The 15,972-nt window shown below is 64.7% G+C and carries 14 protein-coding genes; 9 read left to right on the forward strand and 5 right to left on the reverse strand.

Features of this window, described 5'->3' with window-relative positions; genetic code table 11:
* Window positions 1-251 precede the first annotated feature (251 nt).
* From ACIPY3_RS03490 to ACIPY3_RS03510, 5 genes are all read left to right on the forward strand, one after another.
* Window positions 252-1,604 carry a hemolysin family protein gene (locus ACIPY3_RS03490; RefSeq protein WP_400330142.1) on the forward strand — a complete coding sequence of 451 codons (1,353 nt, stop codon included), beginning with the start codon at window positions 252-254 and terminating at the stop codon, window positions 1,602-1,604.
* Entirely contained in the window at window positions 1,601-2,674 is a 1,074-nt protein-coding gene (locus ACIPY3_RS03495) for a hemolysin family protein (RefSeq protein WP_400330145.1), read from the forward strand. The genes ACIPY3_RS03490 and ACIPY3_RS03495 overlap by 4 nt, the downstream gene beginning before the upstream one ends.
* 105 nt (window positions 2,675-2,779) lie before the next feature.
* On the forward strand, window positions 2,780-3,778 hold the full coding sequence (locus tag ACIPY3_RS03500) for a metal ABC transporter solute-binding protein, Zn/Mn family (protein WP_400330148.1): 999 nt from the start codon (window positions 2,780-2,782) through the stop codon (window positions 3,776-3,778).
* Between the two features lie 169 nt (window positions 3,779-3,947).
* Window positions 3,948-4,751: a metal ABC transporter ATP-binding protein gene (locus tag ACIPY3_RS03505; RefSeq protein WP_400330150.1), complete on the forward strand. Its 804-nt coding sequence runs from the start codon at window positions 3,948-3,950 to the stop codon at window positions 4,749-4,751.
* Window positions 4,751-5,641 carry a metal ABC transporter permease gene (locus ACIPY3_RS03510; RefSeq protein WP_400330152.1) on the forward strand — a complete coding sequence of 297 codons (891 nt, stop codon included), beginning with the start codon at window positions 4,751-4,753 and terminating at the stop codon, window positions 5,639-5,641. Before ACIPY3_RS03505 ends, ACIPY3_RS03510 begins: the two co-directional genes overlap by 1 nt.
* Here ACIPY3_RS03510 and ACIPY3_RS03515 read toward each other — a convergent pair.
* Entirely contained in the window at window positions 5,638-6,105 is a 468-nt protein-coding gene (locus ACIPY3_RS03515) for a Fur family transcriptional regulator (protein WP_400330154.1), read from the reverse strand. The two genes, ACIPY3_RS03510 and ACIPY3_RS03515, sit on opposite strands and share 4 nt — an antisense overlap.
* Before the next feature lie 94 nt (window positions 6,106-6,199).
* Between ACIPY3_RS03515 and ACIPY3_RS03520 the strand changes: the two genes are divergently transcribed.
* The gene (locus ACIPY3_RS03520) at window positions 6,200-6,871 is read left to right on the forward strand and encodes an MBL fold metallo-hydrolase (protein ID WP_400330157.1); all 672 of its coding nucleotides are present in this window, start codon (window positions 6,200-6,202) and stop codon (window positions 6,869-6,871) included.
* Here the strand turns inward: ACIPY3_RS03520 and ACIPY3_RS03525 are convergent.
* The gene (locus ACIPY3_RS03525; protein WP_400330159.1) at window positions 6,868-7,956 is read right to left on the reverse strand and encodes a PLP-dependent cysteine synthase family protein; all 1,089 of its coding nucleotides are present in this window, start codon (window positions 7,954-7,956) and stop codon (window positions 6,868-6,870) included. The two genes, ACIPY3_RS03520 and ACIPY3_RS03525, sit on opposite strands and share 4 nt — an antisense overlap.
* A gap of 88 nt (window positions 7,957-8,044) precedes the next feature.
* Between ACIPY3_RS03525 and ACIPY3_RS03530 the strand changes: the two genes are divergently transcribed.
* From ACIPY3_RS03530 to ACIPY3_RS03540, 3 genes are read left to right on the forward strand one after another with little or no spacing between them, the layout of a single operon-like run.
* Complete coding sequence (locus ACIPY3_RS03530; protein WP_400330617.1) at window positions 8,045-8,947, forward strand: sulfurtransferase; 903 nt, start codon at window positions 8,045-8,047, stop codon at window positions 8,945-8,947.
* Entirely contained in the window at window positions 8,944-10,095 is a 1,152-nt protein-coding gene (locus ACIPY3_RS03535) for an NAD(P)-dependent alcohol dehydrogenase (RefSeq protein ID WP_400330161.1), read from the forward strand. Before ACIPY3_RS03530 ends, ACIPY3_RS03535 begins: the two co-directional genes overlap by 4 nt.
* Window positions 10,092-10,520, forward strand: coding sequence for an HIT family protein (locus tag ACIPY3_RS03540; protein ID WP_400330163.1), 429 nt, complete (start codon window positions 10,092-10,094; stop codon window positions 10,518-10,520). Before ACIPY3_RS03535 ends, ACIPY3_RS03540 begins: the two co-directional genes overlap by 4 nt.
* Window positions 10,521-10,608: 88 nt before the next feature.
* Here the strand turns inward: ACIPY3_RS03540 and hrpA are convergent, their stop codons facing one another.
* The 3 genes from hrpA to ACIPY3_RS03555 form a co-directional block, all read right to left on the reverse strand.
* Complete coding sequence (gene hrpA / locus ACIPY3_RS03545) at window positions 10,609-14,586, reverse strand: ATP-dependent RNA helicase HrpA (protein WP_400330165.1); 3,978 nt, start codon at window positions 14,584-14,586, stop codon at window positions 10,609-10,611.
* A gap of 48 nt (window positions 14,587-14,634) precedes the next feature.
* A complete protein-coding gene (locus tag ACIPY3_RS03550) occupies window positions 14,635-15,588 on the reverse strand; it encodes a helix-turn-helix transcriptional regulator (protein ID WP_400330167.1) in 954 nt (317 codons plus the stop codon).
* A gap of 161 nt (window positions 15,589-15,749) precedes the next feature.
* Entirely contained in the window at window positions 15,750-15,920 is a 171-nt protein-coding gene (locus ACIPY3_RS03555; RefSeq protein ID WP_397322377.1) for a hypothetical protein, read from the reverse strand.
* Between the last annotated feature and the right edge of the window lie 52 nt (window positions 15,921-15,972).

A 15,972-nucleotide genomic window follows, 5' to 3' on the forward strand; every position in this document is an offset into this window, starting at 1 on the left:
CTGGAATCCTTATGGACAGTAAATCCAGGTGCCGGCCTGGGTACTGCTGGGGGAGCCTGAAGGGCATCTCTCCACAGCGTGCCCCGCGAGCCGGCAACACCCGTTCACATGCCCATCACCCGCCGGCCCTCCATGCCGGTGGTCCGGCAGGTTCCAGGCCTGCGGGACCGGACCAGCCTCCGCCGGCCCACCGCCGCCGACGCCGGGCGGGCGCCCCAACCCACGCGCCGGCCCTGGGAGGGATCCGCTAAGTGGAATGGCTCCTCCTCCTCGCCGGCTTTGCCCTGATCCTGGGCACCGGTTTCTTTGTTGCCGTTGAGTTTTCCCTGGTTGCTTTGGACCAGGCCAGCGTCCAGCGCGCGGTGGACAACGGCGACCAGGCCGCGGCGCCCTTGCTCAAGTGCCTCAAGTCCCTCTCCACGCAACTTTCCAGTTGCCAGCTGGGCATCACCCTCACAACGCTCCTGACGGGTTTCGTTATGGAACCCTCGGTTGGCCAGCTGCTGTCCGGCCCGCTGGGGCTGCTGGGGCTGGCTCCCGAGGTGGCCCGTTCCGTGGCATTGGTGGTGGCCATGATGCTGGCAACCCTGCTGTCCATGCTCTTGGGTGAACTTGTGCCGAAGAACATGGCGATCGCCCTCGCCTTCCCCCTGGGCAAGCGCCTTGCCCGCCCCCAGCTGGTCTTCACCGCCGTCTTCAAACCTGCGATCGTGGTCCTCAATGGGTTTTCGAACAAGGTCCTGAACCTCTTTGGGCTTGAGGCCAAGGAGGAGATTTCCGGTGCCCGTACCCCGGCGGAGCTCGCCTCCCTGGTGCGGCGTTCGGCTGAATTGGGAACCTTGGACGCTGGAACTGCCAACTTCGTGGCCCGCACGTTGAACTTCTCCGGCAGGACTGCGGCCGACGTGATGACGCCCCGCATCCGCATGGAAACCATCGATGCCGACCAGCCTGTCACCGATATCCTCGATGCCGCCCGCCGCACCGGCTATTCACGTTTTCCCGTGATCGGCGACTCCGCGGATGATATCCGTGGAGTGGTCCATGTGAAGAAGGCTGTTGCCGTACCGTCCGACCGCAGGGCCAAGCTGGAAGCCGGGGCGATCATGACTGAAGTCCTCCGCGTGCCCGAGACGATCCACCTGGACTCGCTCCTGGCTGAACTGCGCGAAGGAAACCTGCAACTCGCCGTCGTCCTGGATGAATACGGCGGTACTGCGGGCATTGCCACGCTCGAAGACCTTGTGGAGGAGATCGTGGGCGAAGTGTCCGACGAACACGACAAGGTCCGCCCGGGACTGCTCCAGAGCGCGTCCGGGGATTGGTACTTCCCTGGCCTCCTGCGGCCGGACGAAGTTTCGGAGCAGATTCCCGGCCTGACTGTCCCTGATGAGGCAGCCTATGAAACCGTTGGCGGTTACGTCATGAGCAAGCTGGGCCGGATCGCCAAGACAGGCGACGTGGTGGACGCCGGCGGGGGGACATTGACGGTTACCAGGATGGATGGCCGCAGGATCGACAGGATCTGCTTCCACCACATCGAGGAGCCGGAAGAGGCCTCCGACGATGGCCGCGCACAGTCCCACGGGGCGGGGACCCTGTGAGCGACTGGGCAGGCCTGGTATGGCTGGTTATCCTCCTGGTTGGCAATGCCTTCTTTGTCGGTGCTGAGTTCGCGGTCATGTCCGCGCGGCGCAGCCAGATAGAACCCTTGGCGGAGGCGGGGTCCAAGCGCGCGCAAACCACCCTTGTGGCCATGGAAAACGTGTCCTTGATGCTTGCCTGCGCGCAGTTGGGCATCACGGTGTGTTCGCTCCTGATCCTGCAGGTTGCGGAACCGGCAATCCACCACCTGCTGGCTGAGCCACTTGAGCTGGTGGGTGTCCCGGTGGAGTTGGCCGACGTGATTGCCTTTGCCATCGCCCTCCTGTTTGTCACGTTCCTCCACGTGACGTTTGGCGAGATGGTGCCCAAGAACATCTCCGTATCCGTGGCGGACAAGGCGGCATTGCTGCTGGCGCCGCCGCTGGTGTTCATTGCCCGGGTAGTCAAACCCATCATCTGGACGCTGAACTGGCTGGCAAACCACATCCTGCGGCTCATGAGGATCGAACCGAAGGATGAGGTTTCATCCTCCTTCACCTTGGAAGAGGTGCAGTCGATCGTGCAGGAGTCCACCAGGCACGGCCTGGTGGATGACGAGGCCGGGTTGCTAACGGGTGCGTTGGAGTTCTCTGAACACACGGCCTCGCACATCATGGTGCCCCTGGACAAGCTGGTCGTCCTCAAGACGGCGGCCACTCCGGTGGAGGTGGAGAAGGCGGTCAGCCGCACCGGCTTCTCGCGGTTCCCCATGGTGGACGACGACGGCGAACTCGCTGGATACCTGCACGTCAAGGACATCCTTTCCATCCCGGATGAAGGGCGCCGGCACCCCATTGCCGAAGGGCGCATCCGTTCTTTGGCCAACCTGTCCCCGGATGACGAGATTGAACGGGCCATGTCCGTGATGCAGCGGACGGGTTCACACCTGGCGCGTGTGGTGGGACCGGGTGGGAATACGCAGGGGGTGCTCTTCCTTGAAGATGTCATTGAGCAACTTGTGGGCGAAATCCGCGACGCCACCCAGGCCACCGGAATCCGCCGCTTGGGCGGTGGCGCACAGCAGTCGTAGCGGAGGGATCGCGTCAGGCGATCCGTGGAAAGCGAGGCCGACCGTTGGCCCTAAATAGGAATGATTCCTATTTAGGGCTACACTGGAGTCATCCACTTGTTGTGTTTGATTCTCATTTTGAGTAGATCCGAGGTTTTCGTGCGTCGTAACGCCGCCCGCCTGTCCATGGTCGCCGTGGCCGCTGCTGCTGCCCTGTCCCTGTCCTCCTGCGCCGGCAATGCCGGGGCGGGTTCGCCGTCGTCGTCCGGAGCGATCGAGGTGGTGACCTCCACCAATGTCTACGGGGACATCGTCAAGGCGATCGGCGGGGACAAGGTCAACGTCAATGCCATCATCACCAAGACCAGCCAGGACCCCCATTCCTACGAGGCAAACGCCCAGGACAAACTGGTGATCTCCAAGGCCAGGCTTGTGGTGGAGAACGGGGGAGGCTACGACGACTTCCTCCATAAGATCGCCGATGACACCAACATTGGCCATGACAATATGATCAGCGCTGTGGAGGTATCCGGGCTGGCTCCAGAGGAAGCCGGCCACAGCGAGGAGGCACACTCCGACGGAGCCCACAGCCACAGCCACGGGGAATTCAACGAGCACGTCTGGTACAGCCTGGACTCCATGGGCAAGCTGGCGGATGCCGTGGCGGCAAAGCTTGGGGCCCTGGACAGCGGATCGGCGGCCACGTTCAAGAGCAACGCGGACTCCCTTAAAGGCAAGCTGGCCGACCTGACCGGAAAGCTCGAAGCCCTCAAGGCAAGCAACCAGGACGCGCCCGTGGCCATCACCGAACCGGTTCCCCTCTACCTCCTTGAGGCCGCCGGACTGGTGAACAAGACGCCGGAAGCCTACAGCGCCGCCGTCGAGGAAGGCACGGACGTCCCCGCCTCCGTCCTGAAGGAAACCACGGACCTCGTCCCGGGCGTCAGGCTGCTGGCGTACAACGAGCAGACGGAGGGTCCGCAGACCGAGGCCGTCAAGAAGGCGGCGGAGGCTGCCGGCGTTCCGGTGGTGAACTTTACTGAGACGCTGCCTGAGGGCAAGGACTACGTTCAGTGGATGGCCGGCAACGTCGATGCCATCTCGGGAGCATTGGCCAAGCAGTAGGCCCCGACAACCTGCGCCGCCTTGCCGCGGAGGCCCCGCAAGCGTCCTAAGATAATCAGGATGGCTGCGGGGCCCACGCTTGCCATCACCTGCCCCGCGGACCATCGCGGCACCCAACTACCACGGCCAAGCGCCGTGCACGGATCGAGGACACCTTTTGACACCGGTTGTGAGCCTCCGCGGAGCGAGCCTGAAGTTCGGCAAGAGGACACTCTGGCAAGACCTTGACCTCGACATCCATCCGGGGGAGTTCTTCGCCGTGCTCGGGCCCAACGGCAGCGGCAAGACCAGCTTCCTCAAGGTCCTCCTGGGGCTCCAGGAATTGCACTCCGGAACCGTGGCCCTCGGTGGCCAGCCGGTGGAACGCGGAAGCAGGCGCATCGGCTACATTCCGCAGCAGAAGTCGTTTGCGCCGGACACGCCCCTTCGTGCCAGGGACCTGGTGGGTCTGGGGATCGACGGACACCGCTGGGGCCTCAGGTTGGCTTCGCGTGCCGTCAACAAGCGCGTGGATGAACTGCTGGAGCTGGTGGGCGCCGCGGATTACGCCAAGGTTCCGGTGGGCCAATTGTCCGGCGGCGAACAGCAAAGGCTCCGGGTTGCCCAGTCCTTGGCCACCGAACCGCAGGTCCTGCTCTGCGACGAGCCCCTGTTGTCATTGGACCTGCACCATCAGCAGGCCGTCAGTTCGCTCATCAACGAGCAATGCCATTCCCGCAACAGCGCCGTGGTGTTCGTGACGCATGAGATCAACCCTGTCATCGACTACGTGGACCGTGTGCTCTACCTCGCCGGCGGCCGGTTCCGGGTGGGGACCCCGCAGGAAGTGATGACCACCGAAGTCCTCTCGGATCTGTACAACAGCCATGTGGAGGTCATCCACGCCAACGGAAGGATCGTCGTCGTGGGACTTCCCGACGCCACCACGCACTTCCATGACGATGCCCACGCGGCTTCCGGGGAGGAGTTCTGATGGACTGGGGAAGCGTCCTGCAGACGATCTTCAATTTCGAGAACTACGGCGAGTTGCTGGTCCTGGTGCAGAACTCCATCTGGGCCGGCGCCGTCCTGGGCCTGCTGGGCGGGCTGGTAGGCACCTTTGTGATGAAACGGGACCTTGCCTTTGCCGTGCATGGCATCTCCGAGCTCTCCTTTGCCGGTGCCGCGTTCGCCCTGCTCATTGGTGCCGACATCATTTTCGGCTCACTCATTGGTTCCGTGGCCGCGGCCGTCCTCCTGGGCTTCATGGGAGTCAGGGCGCGGGACAAGAACTCGATCATCGGCGTCATCATGCCCTTCGGACTAGGCCTGGGGATCCTCTTCCTGGCCCTCTATGAAGGACGCGCGGCCAACAAGTTTGGCTTGCTGACCGGACAGATCGTGTCCGTGGACACCGTCCAGCTGCAGGTCCTCGCCGGGACGGCCGTGGTGGTGATGCTCGCCCTGGCCGCCATCTGGCGCCCCTTGAGTTTCGCGAGCGTGGATCCGGACATGGCCGAGGCCCGGGGCGTGCCGGTGCGTGGTATCGCCATCGGCTTCATGGTGCTCCTGGGTGTGAGCGTGGCGCTGTCCATCCAGATCGTGGGCGCACTCCTGGTGCTCGCGCTCCTGATTACTCCGGCGGCGGCGGCCCTCCGGGTGACGACGTCACCGCGCTTGGTGGTGTTGTTGAGCGTCGTTTTCGCCATCACAGCCACGGTGGGCGGAATTCTCCTGGCACTCGGCAGCCGCATCCCCATCAGCCCCTACGTCACCACGTTGTCCTTCCTGATCTACGTGGTGTGCCGGGTGATCGGCCGGGTCCGGGCCAAGCGGGGACTCAACGGACGCGTGTCGCGGGACCAACCGGCGAGGGCGCTCTAAAGCTTGCCTTCGGCCTTCCGGGCGGTGCACTCCGGGCACAGTCCGAAAATCTCCACGGTGTGGGCCACCTCCGTGAAACCGTGCTCGGCAGCCGTGCGGGCGGCCCAGGTTTCGACGGCGGGCGCCTCGACCTCCACGGCTTTGCCACAGTTGCGGCACAGCAGGTGGTGGTGGTGCCCGGTGACGGCGCAACGCCGGTAGACGGCCTCGCCATCACCGTTGCGCAGGACGTCGATCAAGCCGTCGTCAGCGAGGGACTGCAGAATGCGGTAGGCCGTCGCCAGCGAAACCGAGATGCCCTTGTTCTGCAGGAGGCGGTACAGCTCCTGCGTGCTGACGAAGTCGTCCAGTTCATCCAACGCAGCGCTGACCGCCAGGCGTTGCTTGGTGACGCGCTGTTCCTTGACGCCGCCGGAAGCAGGCGCAGAAGAACCACTCGTGGCGGACTGGGTGCCGTGGGGCATTGTGGAAGGCTCCGTTTCCTGGGGTGCTGGCGAGTCCCAATTTTACCAGCCGGGCTGCTTGGAAACCCTTTGCGGCGGACCATAGGCTGAGACCATGAAGCTCACCAAGTACACGCATGCCTGTGTCCGCCTGGAAAAGGACAACCACGTCCTGGTCATTGATCCGGGGACGTTTTCCGAATCGAAGGAAGCCTTGGAGGGGGCGCAGGCAGTACTTATCACCCATGAGCACGGCGACCATATAGATCAGCCTGCGGTCCTTGAGGCCATGGAAGCCAACGGAGGACTGGAGTTGTATGCCCCGGCAGGGGTGGCCAACACGGTGAAGAAGGCCGCGGAGGAGGCGTCCGCCGGAAACGTGGCAGACCGCATCCATGCCGTCGATCCCGGCTCGGCCTTCGAAGCGGCCGGATTCGACGTCAGGACCTTTGGTGGGCAGCACGCGTTGATCCATGCCCAGATTCCGGTGGTCTCCAACATCGGCTACCTCGTGGACGGCAACGTGTTCCATCCGGGCGATTCCTTCGTGGTACCGGACGGAATCGATGTCAAGACACTCCTGGTACCCATCCATGCGCCGTGGTCCAAGGTGGGCGAAGTGGTGGACTTCGTGATCGCGGTCCGTGCGCCGCAGGCATTCCCCGTCCACGATGCCTTGCTCAACGACCTGGGCCGTGGCCTGGTTGAGGGCCATGTGACGCGCATCGGTGCGCGGTACGGAACCACGTACGCATCACTGGCTGCGCGCGAGAGCGTCGAGGTCTAGGCCCCGGAGTTCCAGAGCCCGGTCTCGTGGAACCTGTCCAGGACGGTTTCGAACGCGGTCGGGTCCAGTCCCTTGCCGGCCAGCCATCCGGCGTCGTAATAGCTGCCCGCGTAGCGGTCGCCCGCGTCGCACATCAGCGAGACGATGCTGCCCGTCCTGCCTTCGGCCACCATCTCCGCAACCAGCTGCCAGACGCCCCACAGATTGGTGCCCGTGGACGGTCCCGCGTGCAGGCCGGTGAGTTTTTCCAGGTGCCGCATGGCCGCAACGGAGGCGGCGTCCGGGACCTGGATCATGTGGTCGATGACCGCCGGGACGAAGCTTGGCTCGGCCCGGGGGCGGCCGATGCCTTCGATACGGGAGGGCAAGCCCGTAGCGGTCCCGGCAGTTCCGTCCCGCCAGGCCGGGTAGAAAGCTGAGTTCTCCGGATCCACCACTGCCAGCCGGGTGCTGTGCCGGTTGTAGCGCAGGTACCGGCCGATGGTGGCGCTGGTCCCGCCGGTCCCGGCGCCCACCACGATCCATTCCGGGACCGGGTGGCGTTCCAGGGTCAGCTGCTCGAAGATCGATTCTGCGATGTTGTTGTTGCCGCGCCAGTCCGTGGCCCGTTCGGCGAAAGTGAACTGGTCCATGTAGTAGCCGCCGGACGTCCGGGCTGTCTCTTCGGCAACCGCGTAGACCTCCGAGGCATGGTCGACCAACAGGCAGGCGCCGCCGAACTCCTCGATCAAGGCGATCTTCTCGGCACTGGTGCTTTTGGTCATCACAGCGATGAAGGGCAGTCCGATGAGCCGGGCGAAGTAGGCTTCGGAGACGGCGGTGCTGCCGCTGGACGCTTCCACGATGGTGGTGCCTTCGGTGATCCAGCCGTTGACCAGGCCGTAGAGGAAAAGGGACCGCGCCAGGCGGTGCTTGAGGCTGCCGGAGCGGTGGGTCGATTCGTCTTTGAGGTAAAGGTCCACGCCCCAGTGTTCGGGCAGCGGAACCGCGTAGAGGTGCGTGTCCGCCGATCGGTTGTTCTCGGCCTCGATCTTGCGGATGGCCTCGTGGGCCCAGGCCCTGTCCTGAATGCACGAATTGCTCACCGGTCAAGCCTACCGGCGGTTCCAGCCTCGCCCGCCGGACTAGGCTGGAACCGGACATCAGCAGGGAACTGCATATCGAAGGAGAATGATGGCGATCCTGATCGACGCAGCCGGGCTGCAACACCGCCTCGAGGCGGGAGAGCGTACTGTGCTCCTGGACGTGCGGTGGGTCCTGGGCCGGACTGACGGGCACAGCGAATACGTGGCCGGGCACGTGCCGGGTGCGGTTTTCGTGGATCTTCCCACCGAGCTCGCCGACCACGCGCAACCGTCCCTGGGCAGGCACCCGTTGCCCTCCGCGGCACGCTTCCAGGAGGCCGCGCGGCGTTGGGGCATCAACGACGGCGACACCGTGGTTGCTTACGACAACAGCGGCAGCATGGCGGCCGCCCGGGTCTGGTGGATGCTCCGGAACGCAGGGGTCTCCTCGGTGTACCTGCTCGACGGCGGCCTGGCCGCCTGGCGTGCGGCAGGGAACCGCGTGGAGGCAGGCGAGGTGAATCCCGACGTCGGGCAGGTCACCCTGGGTGAGGGAGCAATGGCGACGATCGGCGAGGGCGAAGCTGCCCAATGGCACGGTGAACGCCTGCTGCTCGATGCCCGTGCGGGGGAGCGGTACCGGGGCGAGGTGGAACCGATCGACCCGCGGGCCGGACACATACCGGGCGCCGTGAGTGCGCCGACCACGGCCAACGTGACCGCCGAGGGCGCGTTCCTGCCCGCCGCGGAACTCAGGGAGCGATTCGAGGAGTTGGGCGTCGGAGCGTCATCCGAGGTAGCTGTCTACTGCGGTTCGGGTGTCACGGCCGCACACCAGATTGCCGCCCTGGAAATCGCCGGCTTCGAGGCCGCGTTGTTCCCGGGATCGTTTTCGCAATGGTCGAACAACGACGCGAATCCCGTCGCGGTGGGTGACCAACCCTTCGAAGCGGAACGCCTCGACGGTCCGAGTGGCACCGGCAGTGCTGCCGGGAGTAGCGTCAAAGCATGACCCCCGGACGCCCTGTGCCCCCGCCCCTTGGAAGAACAATCACCCCTGAAGCATCGCCGTCGTTCGCCGGATCCCTGCTCGCTGCTGCCTATGGTGCCACATCGCCGGAAAGCGGATTGGTGCCGCTGACCGTTTCCCGGCGGGCGCCCAAGGAAGACGACGTGGAGATCGCGATCGAATTCTGCGGGCTCTGCCACTCCGATGTCCATGCCACCCGAGGCGAGTGGCGCATCCCCCCGTACCCCTTGGTGCCAGGCCACGAAATCGTGGGACGGATTACCCGGGTCGGTTCCGCGGTGCAGGATTTTGCGCCAGGCGACCGTGTGGGCGTTGGCTGCATGGTGGACTCCTGCCGCGAATGCGACAGTTGCCTCGAAGGCCTGGAACAGTACTGCGAGCGGGGAAATGTTGGCACGTACGGGGCCAAGGATCCCCGCAACGGCGATGCCGTTACCCAAGGCGGTTACTCGTCCTCGGTGGTGGTGGACCGCCGGTTCGTCCTGCGCATTCCGGAAGGCCTGGACCCGGCGGCCGCAGCGCCGCTCCTGTGCGCCGGAATCACCACCTACTCCCCGTTGCGCTACTTCGACGTCGAGGAAGGCGACGCAGTGGGCGTCGTTGGACTCGGCGGGCTGGGGCACATGGCCGTCAAGATCGCCAAGGCCATGGGTGCCGATGTCACGGTCTTCACCACTTCCGCTGCCAAGTTTGAGGCAGCGCGTGAGCTTGGTGCCAACCATGTGGTGCTGTCCACGGATTCCGAAGCAATGGAAGCCGCCAACAGGAGCATCGACGTGATCATCGATACCGTTGCCGCACCCCACGACCTTAACCCGTACTTCAAGACGCTCCGCCTGGACGGTGCGCTCTTCCAACTGGGCCTGCCCGCGGAGGAGATGCCGCCAGTGAGCCCGGGGCTCTTGATCCGGCGCCGTTTGGCCTATGCCGGCTCCTTGATCGGCGGCATCGCGGAGACCCAGGAAATGCTGGACTTCTGTGCCGCGCATTCGGTGGCCAGCGATATTGAAATCGTCGGAGCCGATCAACTGAACCAGGCCTACGACCGCATGGTGGCGGGCGACGTGAAATACCGGTTCGTGCTGGACACTTCAACACTCCAGGAACCTTCGGAAAGGGCAGACGCATGAGCACGCTGTTTACAAGGATCATCAACGGGGAGATTCCCGGCCGCTTCGTGTGGAAGGACCCGGAGGTGGTGGCGTTCCTGACCATCGCGCCCATCACGTCCGGGCATACCCTGGTGGTTCCACGCGAAGAGGTGGACTCGTGGACCCATGCCAGCCCTGAACTGCTGGCCAAGGTCATGGACGTCGCCCAGAAGATCGGCAAGGTACAAGAAGACGTGTTCGATGCCAAGCGTGTCGGCGTCCTGATGGAGGGCTTCGAAGTGGACCACCTCCACGTCCACGTGTGGCCGGCCTATTCGATGGCCGACTTCGAAGTGCACAACGTGGACCACAACCCGGACCCTGCCATCATGGACGCCACAGCCGTGAAGCTGCGCGCGGCGCTCCGCTCCGCCGGTCACGGCGACGTGGTGCCCGAGGACTGATCCCTTACCTCTTAACCCGGTGGTGCTTTTTCGGCGCCACCGGGTTCTTTTTCAGGAGCAGGCCCGCCGGTCAGTCCCCGGACGGCCGTCAGGCCGGTGCGAGGGCCTGGTTGAGGACGGTCCGGATGCGCTTTTCGGACACGGAATAGGCTGTGCCAAGCTCCACCGCGAACAGGCTCACCCTGAGTTCTTCGATCATCCAGCGCACCCGGGTTAAATCAGGGCCGATCCTGCGTCCCGGCAGGAGCGCGGAGACGGCATCGTCGTAATCGTCTTCCAGGCCCTGGATCGCCGCCATGCTGAGGCCATCGCGTTGGACGTTGCCGGGCAGCTTTTCGAGGCGCTTTTCCATGGCCTGCAGGTAGCGCGGCACTTGGCTCAACTGGGCGTAGCCCGTCTGTGCCACGAACCCGGGAAAGACCAATTGCTCCAACTGGCTCTTCATATCGTTCAAGGCACTGATCAGGGCGAGGCTGGTACTGCCCTTCAGCTGCTTCTGGATCCGGCGCGTGCTGGCCAGGATGCGCTCGACGACGGCAGTCACGGTGAAGACCGTATCGATCAGTTCCGCACGGACAGCCTCGTACAACGCATCGAACGCTCCCTTGTCCCAAGGAAGGTCCTGGGGCGTCAGCTTGTCGATGGCGGCCAGGGCACAATCGGCGATCAGGGCATTGACCGAGCCGTGTGGATTCTGGCTGAAGGTCAGCTTCTCCGTGTTGCTCAGGTGTTCCAGGACATACCGGTCCGGCGAAGGAATGCGGAGGGCCAGGAGCCGGATTACTCCGCCACGCATGGCGGCTTCCTGCTCCTGCCGCGTCTGGAATACCCGCAACGAAACGGATGATCCTTCGTCCACCAACGCGGGGAAGCCCGTGACGGCATGGCCCTTGACGGTCCTGGTGACCTGGCGTTCCACCGGGCCGAAATCCCAGGAAGTGATGCCGTCGCGCTCGGCAACGGCGCCGTTGGCCGGAGTGTTTGAAGCCGCGGGCGCCGGTTGGGAACCCTTGCCAGCAGGGCGGGCCGGACCCTTGTTCGAGGCCCGGGTGGTGGCCGGCGTGGCTCCGAGCGACTCTGCAATGGCGCGACGGGTGGCCGGGGCCAGGGCTTCCTGGAGGCCCGCGAGGTCCTTGCCTTCGCCCAGGACCTTGCCGCGGCTGTCCACCACTTTGAAACTCACCCGCAAATGCTGGGGGACTGCCTCCCAATTCCACGAACCCGGCGGAATGATGTGCCCCTTCAGCCGGCGCAGGACCAACTCGAGGGAAGCCTCCAGTTCATCCGTGGCGGTGTCGAAGTCCGCTTCAAGGGCAGCGGTAGCCTGCCGCGCGACGTCCGGGGCCGGAACAAAGTTCTTCCGGACCTGCTTGGGCAAGGACTTGATCAAGGCGGTGACCAGGTCCACCCTCTGGCCCGGGATCTGCCACCGGAAAGGAGCATCCTCCATCTGGTTCAGGAAAAGCACGGGTACTTCTGCCGTGACGCCATCCGAGGGGTTGGGCGCCGAACCAGGCGCCACCGGGTGGAACTCGTAGCTCAGCGGAAGCTCGAATCCCTTGTGCACCCAGACCTTGGGGTAGGCCGAGTCATCCAGGTCATCGGCGTCCTCGGTCATCAGGAAGGATTCATCGAAGTCCAGCAACGTGGCGTCGGACTGGCGGGCTTCCTTCCACCACTTGTCGAAGTGCCGCTCGGACACCACGTCCTTGCCCACACGGGCATCGTAGAACTCGAAGAGCGTTTGGTCGTCCACCAGGATGTCCCGGCGCCGCATGCGGGTCTCCAGTTCCTCGACTTCCTGGAGGAGGGCGCGGTTCCGGTGGAAGAACTTGTGGTGGGTGCGCCACTCACCCTCCACCAGGGCATGCCGGATGAACAACTCCCGTGACAATTCGGGGTCGATCCGGCCGTAGTTGACGCGGCGGTTGGGGATGATCGGCACCCCGTACAGGGTGACTTTCTCGTGCGCCAGCACTGCACCCTGGCGCGATGACCAGTGCGGTTCACTGTAAGAGCGCTTGACCAGGTCCGGGGCCACTTGCTCGGCCCACAACGGATCAAACTTCGCAGCCACGCGGGCCCAGAGCCGGCTGGTCTCCACCAGTTCCGCGGCCATGACGAAGGCAGGAGACTTCTTGAACAGCGCCGAGCCGGGGAAGATCGCGAAACGGCTGCCGCGTGCGCCGGCGTACTCGCGCTTGCGTTCGTCGTAGATGCCGATGTGGCTCAACAGGCCGGACAGGAGGCTGATGTGGATACCGTCGTGGTGCCCCACGGGATCGGCGACCCGGGTGTTGTCCAAGGTAATGCCCAGTGGCTTCGCCAATTGCCGAAGCTGGGTGAAAAGGTCCTGCCATTCCCGGATCCGGAGGTAGTTGATGAACTCCGTGCGGCATAAGCGCCGGAACTGCGTGGAGGACAACTCGCGCTGTTTTTCCTGCACGTAGTTCCACAAATTGAGGTACCCGGTGAAGTCGGAATTTTCATCGCGGAAGCGGGCGTGCTTTTCCGAGGCAAGCTGCTGCTTGTCCGTGGGTCGTTCGCGGGGATCCTGGATGGTCAGTGCCGCGGCTAGGATCATGACCTCGCGGACACAACCGCGCTTCCCGGCCTCCACGATCATGCGGCCGAGCCTGGGGTCCACAGGCAGCTGCGCGAGTTTCTGCCCGACGGCGGTCAGCCCGCTGCCGCTGCCGCCTTGGCTGCCGCGGCGGTGACCGCCCCGGCCCGTGGCCGGCTGATCCTGGGCGTCTTGTTGCCGGGGCGCGCTCAAGGCGCCGAGTTCGCGGAGGAGGGTGACGCCGTCGTTAATGGCACGCGAGTCCGGCGGCTCCACGAACGGGAAGTTTTCCACGTCCTTGGGACTCCGGGCGACGCCCATGGCGGTCATTTGCAGGATGACGGCCGCGAGGTTGGTCCGCAGGATTTCCGGGTCCGTGAATTGCGGTCGTGACTCGAAGTCCTCCTCCGAGTAGAGGCGGATGGCAATGCCCTCGGAGACGCGTCCGCAGCGTCCGGAGCGCTGGTTGGCCGAGGCCTGCGAGACCCGCTCGATAGGCAGCCGCTGGACCTTGGTCCGGTGAGAATACCGCGAAATGCGGGCCGTTCCGGTGTCCACCACGTACTTGATTCCCGGAACGGTCAGGGAGGTTTCCGCAACGTTGGTGGCCAGGATGATGCGACGCTTGCCGCCCGGGTTGAACACCCGGTGCTGTTCCTGCAGGCTCAAGCGTGCATACAGCGGGAGGACCTCCGTGCCTGCCAGGCGGCGATTGCCTTGGATCCGGCTGTTGAGCGCCTCGGCGGCATCGCGGATCTCGCGTTCGCCGGAGAAGAAGACAAGGATGTCGCCGGGCGCCTCCTTGGCAAGCTCATCCACGGCGTCGCAGACGGCGTCCAAGGGATCCCGGTCCTCTTCGAGTTCGTCGTCGGTGTCATCGTCGTCACCGCTTGGCTGGGAGAGCGGGCGGTAGCGGATTTCCACGGGATAGGTCCGGCCCGAGACCTCGATGATCGGAGCCGGCGAGTCCTCGGTGCCGAAATGCTTGGCGAAGCGTTCGGGGTCGATGGTGGCCGAAGTGATGATGACCTTCAGGTCCGGGCGCTGGGGGAGGATCCGCTTCAGGTATCCGAGGATGAAGTCGATATTAAGGCTGCGCTCGTGGGCTTCGTCAATGATGATGGTGCTGTATTTGCGCAGCAGCTTGTCCCGCTGGATTTCGGCCAGCAGGATGCCGTCGGTCATGAGCTTGACCTTGGTAGCCGCGCTGACCTCGCCGGTGAAGCGGACCTGGAACCCGACTTCCGCGCCGATGTCCACGCCGAGTTCGGAGGCGATCCGTTCCGCTACCGTCCGGGCAGCGAGCCGCCGCGGCTGGGTGTGGCCGATCAGTCCCTTGTCGCCCAGTCCGAGTTCCAGGCACATCTTGGGAATCTGGGTGGTCTTCCCCGAGCCGGTCTCGCCGGCGATGATGGTCACCTGGTTCGCGGCGATGGCCGCCATCAAATCCTCGCGGCGCTCGGAGACGGGGAGCTCGGCGGGGTAGGAAATATGAAGTGTCATGGTTGATGCCAGTCTACTGCGGGGTACCAGGCGGGAACGGCGGCGCCGTCACATCCCCGCTGCCGCGACAAGCCGGCGGGACAGGTCCAGGGCAAAGGACTTGAACTCCGCCGGCCCGATGATTTCAAAATCCATGTCCAGGGCGGCCAGGTGCGCCGCCGGTGCGGCGAGGTTGTCCCAACCGGCCCGGAGAATGGTCGACTGCGGCCCTTCCGCGGTGAGGGACGCGTGCGGGCCCACGACGGCGGCAACGTCGGTGAGTGGGGCACGCAGCCGCACGACGACGTCGAAGCGGTACGGAGACCGCGTGATCGACTGCTGGACGTAGGCTGCCAAGTCCTCGGCGGGAAGGGGCCGTGGTTCGTACTTCTTTCGTTCCGTGGGCAACGACGCCATCCGGTCAGCGCGGAAAATCCGCCAGTCGCCCCGATCCACGTCCCAGGCCACCAAGTACCAGCGCCTGCCTGTGTCCACCAGGCGATAGGGCTCAACCAGGCGCCGCGCCGAATCGCCGTCGGATTTCACGTAGTCGAACGTGATGTAACGGCGATCGGAAATGGCTGCGGAGAGTGCCGTAAGTTGCTGGGGGTCCACGGATGCGGCGTTGCTGGGCAGCGTGGTTACGGCGGCCTTCAACATGGCGAACTTCGGGCGCAACCGTGCGGGCAGCACCTGTTCAAGCTTCGCCAGCGCGCGGACGGAGGCTTCGCCGATGCCTGCCACCGGTCCCGCGGCAACAGAGTTCAGCCCCAGTGCTACGGCCAGGGCCTCGTTGTCGTCCAGGAGCAGGGGTGGAAGCTGGGCGCCGGCACCCAACTGGTAGCCACCTGTGATGCCGGGGGAAGCGTGGATGGGGTAGCCAAGGTTGCGGAGTTTGTCGATGTCCCGCCGCACGGTCCGTTCAGTGACGCCCATGCGGTCAGCCAGTGCGGCGCCGGTCCATTCCCGGCGGACCTGGAGCAGGGACAGCAACTGGAGTAGCCGGGCGGAGGTTTGGATCATGGAGGAGAATCTAGCCCACGCGTCGGCGTGCCGCACAGGGCAGGGGAGGCGTAGAAGGACGCCCGTCAGTTCAAGGAGTCCTGCAGTAACTCCGTGAACGTACGGGCGTCGGATGGATGGGACAGGGAGGGGATGATTGGCAGCGTTCCGGGGCCGGCCGCTCAGTAGATCCGCGGGTTCCAGTAGGGGCTGCTGGGGGCCTCGAAGGCGCTCCACGGTTCCTTGGAGGAGATGGGCGGGTTGTGTCCGCGGCCGTCCTTCAGGAGGGCAGCGATGGTGGCTGAAACGGCGGTGATGAGGACGATGAAGAGGATGATTCCGAAGATTTCCATGCCTCCATCCTTCTCTTGCAGGCACTGGGAAAACAGTGGCAGAAATGACCCA

The sequence above is a fragment of the Paenarthrobacter sp. NPDC089714 genome (assembly GCF_044748905.1).
GTDB lineage: Bacteria > Actinomycetota > Actinomycetes > Actinomycetales > Micrococcaceae > Arthrobacter.